Raw genomic sequence first — 7,006 nt, 5'->3', positions numbered from 1 at the left:
GTCTCACAGAGAGGTGATTCGAGTTCAGCATTGTGGTGACCGTCCAATTCAGGTAGGATGCCACTTTCACTTTTTTGAAGTGAACAAAGCCCTGCAATTTGACCGTGAAAAGGCATTTGGTAAACATCTAGATATATTGTCTGGTACAGCTATTCGGTTTGAACCTGGTGAAGAAAAGACCATTCAGTTGGTCGACTTTGGAGGGAAAAGGAATATATTCGGTTTTAATGGGTTGACGATGGGTTCTAGTGAAGATCAAGCCATTCGAGAAAATGCCTTCAAAATGGCTCGAGAAAAAGGGTATATGAAAGAATGACGAACGATGGGCGGGGATATTGACGCAAGTAAACACCCTGCCCAGAGTGAAAGAACGGGACCTAATCGTACAAGTGACGGGAAATAAAGCTAATTAACATGTGGCTGTGTTAAAGAATAGTATCGATTTCTGGTTTTAAAGAAGTAGAGCAATGGATTATAAAATCTTTTAGTAAGTTTCTGAGGTTTTCTTAGGATTTTTAAATTAAAAAACTTCACAAATAGCGGAGAGAAAGGGATAAGTTAATGGTTTGTAAAAATTTACTAGATTTAAAGAATAGTATAGATGACGATCGACTAGTTATGTATGAATTGGCAAAGAATAAAGAACTCTCTGATCCCGATGTAATAAATATCAGTCATAAAATAGACAGAAAAATTATAATATTACAAAAAATGATTCATGCAGCTTGTTCCTGATAAACAGGATTGTCTGGTTATCAGGATTCAAAATATGATTGACCGAACATCACTTATGATAGCTTAACTAGAAATATCAAAATCTAATATTTAGTAGATGATAGAATATTCCAAAATAATAAGTGAACCGAATCCTTCCGCTATATCCGAATTTCCGAATAGAAACGATCTGAGTCTGGCATTGCGGCGGTTGTCCGACGGGTTGCTTTCGCTGGAAAGGGTAAATTAATTGGTTTTAATGGATTGACGAAAGGTTCTGTTGAAGATCAAGCTATTCGGGACAGTTCCTTCAAAACGGTTCAGAAAAAGGATGCATGAAATAATTATAATGATGAAAAGGGGATAACCATGGAAATAAGCAGAGAGCATTACGGTGAATTATACGGTCCAACTGTTGGAGACAAGATCTCGCTTGCAGATACAAATCTTTGGATTGAAATTGAGAAGGACTATAATGCTCCGAACTATGGAGACGAAGCAGTATTTGGCGGTGGTAAGACATTACGGGAGGGGATGGGACAATCATCTATTCCAAATAGTGAAGGTGCACTAGATTTTGTCATTACGAATGTCATCATAATGGACCCTATTCAAGGGATTGTCAAAGGCGATATTGGTATCAAGGAAGGCAAAATCGTGGGCATCGGAAAGGCTGGAAATCCTAACACGATGGAGATCACTCCCGGTCTAATCGTTGGTCCCGGTACGGATATCATCTCCGCTGATCCAGGAATGATAGCTACAGCGGGAGGAATCGACACTCATGTACACTTTGACTCAGCCCAATTGGTTGAAGAGGCACTCAGCAGCGGACTCACGACCATGCTGGGAGGAGGAACAGGTCCGAAGACTGTAGGCATCGAAGCGCCTGGTGCTTTTAACATCCAACGAATGATTGCTGCTTTTGAGGCGTTCCCTATGAACATGGGCATGCTTGGTAAAGGTAATTCGAGTGATAAAGAGGCATTGGTCGAACAAATCAAAGGAGGAGCGATTGGACTTAAAATTCATGAAGACTGGGGAAGCACGCTGTCAGTGATCGATACAGCCCTTCAAGTGGCAGATGAAATGGATTTTCAAGTTCAAATTCATACCGACACGCTGAACGAGTCGGGCTTCGTAGATGATACATTGGAAGCAATCAATGGACGTACGATCCATGCCTATCACATCGAAGGAGCAGGCGGAGGTCACGCACCGGATATACTAAAGGCGGCAGGCTATCCGCATATTATTCCATCCTCCACTAATCCGACAAACCCATATACCGTCAATACGGTAGATGAACATCAAGATATGATTATGGTTTGTCATCATTTGAATCCGGCAGTACCCGAGGATGTCGCCTTTGCAGATTCTCGTGTTCGAGCAGAAACGATAGCTGCGGAAGATATTCTTCACGATATGGGGGCTATCAGTATTATGGGTTCCGACTCTCAAGGTATGGGACGCATTGGAGAGAGCATCTTGCGTGTATGGCAGCTTGCCTCAAAAATGAAACTTCAGCGGGGGGCATTACCTGAGGAACAAGGAGACAATGACAATGCTCGTGCGCTTCGTTATTTGGCCAAATATACAATAAATCCTGCTACTGTATTCGGCATTAAAGATTATGTCGGTTCTTTGGAACCTGGCAAGCTGGCGGATATAGTTCTTTGGCGGCATACCTTATTCGGAGTGAAGCCTGAGACGATTATTAAAGGTGGTTTTATTGCATGGTCCACGATGGGAGAGCCGAACGCTTCGCTCATGACTTGTCAACCAGTGCTGTATCGGCCGCAATATGGATCTTTTGGAAGCAATCCGAACAAGCTATCCTATATTTTTGTTAACCAAGCAGCTATAGATAATGGAATCGCCGATCAGCTCCCAGCATCCGCAGAGAAGTTCGTACCGGTTCGAAATACGAGAAATCTTGGTAAAAAAGATATGATACGGAACGATTATTGTCCTGATATTAAAGTGGATCCTGAGACATACCGTGTAGAAGTAGATGGGGAAGTCGTGACCTGCGATCCATTAGAGGAAGTACCAATGAGTCGTCTTTATTTTCTTAGATAAGAAAGGATGATGTGTAATGATTTGCAATCAAATAGTAGGAAATGCATTTGCTGAGGGGCTTTCTCATGAGAACGAGGAGTTACGTGGATTTGAGACTGTTGAATTGACATGGGATGAATGCGCTAAACGAATTCTTCGCAAGAAGACGAATCGCGGCAGAGAAATAGGCATTTCCTTGCCACTGCAGCCACAGACTTCACTTCGCCATGGAGATATTCTGGCAAGGGAAGGGAAAGGGAAAGTTCTTGTATCCCTTCAGCCTTGCGATGTTTTCGTTGTGTTCTCCGAATCAACCAAAGAGCTTGGGTTAATCGCCTATGAGTTCGGGAATAGGCATTTGCCTCTTGAAGTGACGGATAGCGGGGAAATTATTCTACTAGTAGACGATCCGACGAAAGTGCTGTTGAACAAGTTGCATGTACAGTATGAGACACAATGTAGACGCTTCCAACCTATTCCGAAGGGGGGCGGACATCACCACCATGACCATGATCACCATCACCATGATCATGATCACCATCATGGTCATGTAGACCAAAGTTTGATGGGCAGCAAACAATAAACTTTTAGCGGAGGTATGTAAAATGGGATATGTCAGATTAGGTATTGCAGGACCAGTTGGTTCAGGAAAAACGGCACTGGCTGAGCGTTTGACCAAACATATGTCGAAGGAATACAGTATGGCCGTCGTCACGAACGATATTTATACGAAAGAAGATGCGGAGTTTCTTGTTCGTTCGGGGGTACTTCCTCCGGAAAGAATCCTTGGAGTCGAAACGGGTGGGTGTCCTCATACGGCCATCCGGGAGGATGCTTCCATGAATTTGGAGGCGATTGACGATCTTGCCACGCGTTTTCCAGATGTCGAGCTTATTTTGGTAGAGAGTGGGGGCGACAACTTGTCGGCCATCTTTAGCCCAGAGCTAGTCGATGCTTTCATTTACGTTATCGATGTGGCCGAAGGAGATAAAATTCCACGCAAAGGCGGTCCAGGTATTACTCGTTCCGATTTGCTAGTCATTAACAAGATCGATCTTGCTCCTTACGTTGGTGCAGACTTGGAGATGATGGACCGTGACACTAAACGTATGAGAGTGGATCGGCCATATTTGTTCACCAATATGGTAACAGAAGAAGGTCTGGATGAAGTTATTAGTTGGATCAAGAAGCAAGTTCTGCTAGAAGATCTTTCTTTAAAGAGTCATTGAATTGAAATCAATACTGGCGTCAGGTAAATTATTCAAAAGAATTGAGGAAAATGGTCTTTGACGGACATCGCTTTTGTCTTCAAGATTCTGTCATGTCTGACGGTTTTCTGAATTATAAAAAATGGTTAATGACTTTTTGTTCAGTATATTACTGAGAACGACGTACAGGTTCAAAATAGGAAGCTGGCTTCCCGATTTACTATAAATCTATACTTATTGTCTTAGTGACTGTGGGATTTGATTATGTTGGAATGCTAGACTATTAGGACATCATTAGCAAAGTAAATATTAATAAACGAGCGTAAATGAATTTTGAGGCATTTACGCTCGTTATATATTATTGAAAGTGTTAAATTTCTTTGAATTTAAACGGAGAAAAAAGAACACTATAGTCTGGATTCTATCCCTAAAAGAAGTGATGTATTCTACTGATTCTTAAAGGAGGCTAAAAAAGTGAGCTCGGTTGGACTAATGTATGTAGGTGCTGTATTATTTGTCAACAGTCTAATGTTGTTCGGTAAAATCAATGGCAAAAGCGCAGGGGTGTTTAATCTCTTTGTTGGTGCTATACAGGTGATCTCTCCTTTCTATTTAATTTTCACAGCAAACGGGGATTCTTGGGCCATTTTTAATGCCTCTGGTACTTTTCTATTTGGTCTAACCTATCTTTACGTGGGTATTACAAATCTGAAAAACTATGATCCATCAGGTGTAGGCTGGTACTCCTTATGGGTAGCTATCCTCGCATTAGGCTATGCGGGTGTAAGCTTGATCCATTTTAATGATGTCAAGTTTACTATTATTTGGTTGATGTGGTCTTTTCTCTGGACATTGTTCTACCTATTACTAGCTGCAAAGAAAGATATTGGGATCTTCACCGGATGCGTGACTCTCATTCAATCCTGGATTACGGCGGCTATTCCTGCTTTTCTTATCCTAACAGGTCAGTGGGATGCAGTGGGGCCAAAAACAACATGGGGGGTAACAATACTTACAATCCTACTTTTCGTAGTTGCGTATTGGTCTACAAAGCCCTCAGCATCTTCTAAGGATCAGGCTTCTAATATAAAATTAAGGGCTTAACGTATGATGGCCAGACAGGCACAGCGCCTGTCTGCTTTTAAGATTAAACTTTCTTTGAATGAATAATAATTGTAGTTTCTAAATTAATTAATAGCTACCTATACAATCTTATTGGTGGTGATAGCAGTTCCTGAAACCTATGTAACGGTAGTGGTGAGTTACGAATCTATGCACACATATTTGATTTTACTGGGATTTTTTATTGATTCCAAAATTAAAGGTAAACTTTCTTCTCGTTTGTAGGATAGGTCAATAACCTACTGTATAACATAGCCTAGATACTTACTCTTGCAATGATTAACAACTTTATTATTTTTCTATGAAATTATAATCTAGTAGTGGCTAAGTATGAATGAAAAATTTGTTTACTTATAATGGAATCGATTTCATAATGCGTACTTTTTAAAATCATAAAGGAACAGAATCGTAGATGATATTTAAAAAACGAAGGAGGTATATCAATGGAGGTAAGTTATCTATCCATTCTAGCTTTGGGATTTGTACTTGGAATCAAACACGCAATTGAACCAGACCATATAATCGCTGTATCAACAATAGCTAGTCAAAGTAAGAAGTTGTTGCGATCCTCTTTAGCAGGAGTGTTTTGGGGGATAGGCCACACTGCAACATTATTTATAGTGGGGATTATTTTCATTCTTATGAAAGATGAAATACCGGAAGAATGGGCTATGTCATTAGAATTTTTAGTGGGTATTATGCTTGTTTATCTTGGTGTTACAACGATCCTTTCATTTAAAAATATTCATATACACGAGCATGAACACGATACAGAAGAACATAAACATGTTCATTCCCATGAAAACAGTGGTAAACATGAGCATACACACCACCATAAAAATGTTTCATATCTAAAATCCGTGTTGATTGGCTTAGTTCATGGCCTTGCAGGAAGCGGTGCAATGGTTCTATTAACGATGAGTACAGTAAAGAGTGTTTGGGAAGGCGCTATGTATATCCTTATATTTGGTGCAGGGACAGTCGTTGGTATGCTTTTCTTTACTACAATTATTGGAATTCCATTTGTTTTTAGTGTCAAAAAGAGAAGTCTGAATAAAACACTTACCCAAATTACTGGGGTGGTTAGTACAGTGTTTGGGCTTTATTACATGTACAACTTAGGAGTAATAGAAGGATTGTTTAAACTTTGGATACAGTAATGCCAATTTACTAATACCTGATTTTTTAGGCATATTTTTTAAAATAAATTTTAAAATTAAACTTCCAAAAGTAAGCTTGCTTCCCGTTTATAAGGAAAGTGAATATTCCATGGTGTTACACAATCTAAAAGCTTACTTTTGCAATAATTAATCACTTTATTGTTTTTCTAAGAAACTATAATTCTATGAGGGTGGATCAATATAGGTAAAAAATTTTATTTCCTTATAAGCCACGAACGGCATTTGATTCAGCGGCTTTGCAACAAAGTAATTCAGTGGGACACTGAAAATTTAAATTTCTATGAAACCGAGTTTCCAAAGGTTTTTGAACATTTTGCTTAGGTTAAGAGGGAAGACTAAGCAAGCGGATGGAATGAAGTGAACGAATTAAAGTCAGCCGATTCATAAAATCGGCTGACTTTATTAATAGGAACCTAATGTGGCATCGAGGATGAAAATCCTTGGCAATTATCATTTAAAGGGATTTACTGCTTAATCTCAAAGTGAACAAATTATTGGTTCAATATTTTTAGTGATTGATTTTGAATACCTGAACCTTCCTTATTTAACTTTTCTAAGTGTCCCGATACGCAAAGATAAAACAGACGATCAGATTAGAACATGTTAATAGATAAATCAAATAAAGGCATAATTATTCCCATCATTAATATGAAAATGATTACGATTCTATTAATTTTTTATTTGTTGGTTCGGCCTGTGACCCTAACCTTTCTTCATGTT

Annotated in this window: 7 protein-coding genes; all 7 read left to right on the top strand. The window is 39.5% G+C overall.

The window, feature by feature from the left end:
* Positions 1–316: urease subunit beta (ureB, locus tag A3M5_RS22630; protein WP_018393315.1), on the top strand; the 316-nt coding region annotated here is incomplete at its 5' end.
* A gap of 245 nt (positions 317–561) precedes the next feature.
* Positions 562–735: a Spo0E family sporulation regulatory protein-aspartic acid phosphatase gene (locus A3M5_RS24620; RefSeq protein ID WP_018393314.1), complete on the top strand. Its 174-nt coding sequence runs from the start codon at positions 562–564 to the stop codon at positions 733–735.
* Positions 736–1,077: 342 nt separating this feature from the next.
* Positions 1,078–2,796 carry an urease subunit alpha gene (gene ureC, locus A3M5_RS0108375; RefSeq protein WP_196803587.1) on the top strand — a complete coding sequence of 573 codons (1,719 nt, stop codon included), beginning with the start codon at positions 1,078–1,080 and terminating at the stop codon, positions 2,794–2,796.
* 16 nt (positions 2,797–2,812) lie between these two features.
* Positions 2,813–3,358 (top strand): urease accessory protein UreE, encoded by a 546-nt coding sequence (locus tag A3M5_RS23710; RefSeq protein ID WP_018393312.1) that lies wholly within the window; start codon positions 2,813–2,815, stop codon positions 3,356–3,358.
* 22 nt (positions 3,359–3,380) lie between these two features.
* Positions 3,381–4,004 (top strand): urease accessory protein UreG, encoded by a 624-nt coding sequence (ureG, locus tag A3M5_RS0108365; RefSeq protein WP_018393236.1) that lies wholly within the window; start codon positions 3,381–3,383, stop codon positions 4,002–4,004.
* 453 nt (positions 4,005–4,457) lie between these two features.
* The gene (locus tag A3M5_RS0108360; protein WP_018393311.1) at positions 4,458–5,087 is read left to right on the top strand and encodes an AmiS/UreI family transporter; all 630 of its coding nucleotides are present in this window, start codon (positions 4,458–4,460) and stop codon (positions 5,085–5,087) included.
* A 461-nt stretch (positions 5,088–5,548) separates the two neighbouring features.
* A complete protein-coding gene (locus tag A3M5_RS0108355) occupies positions 5,549–6,265 on the top strand; it encodes a HoxN/HupN/NixA family nickel/cobalt transporter (protein WP_018393310.1) in 717 nt (238 codons plus the stop codon).
* Positions 6,266–7,006: the final 741 nt, after the last annotated feature.

The organism is Bacillus sp. 37MA, assembly GCF_000372765.1.
Taxonomy (GTDB): Bacteria; Bacillota; Bacilli; order Bacillales; family Domibacillaceae; genus Domibacillus; species Domibacillus aminovorans.
This window is presented reverse-complemented; position numbering and strand designations above follow the sequence as displayed.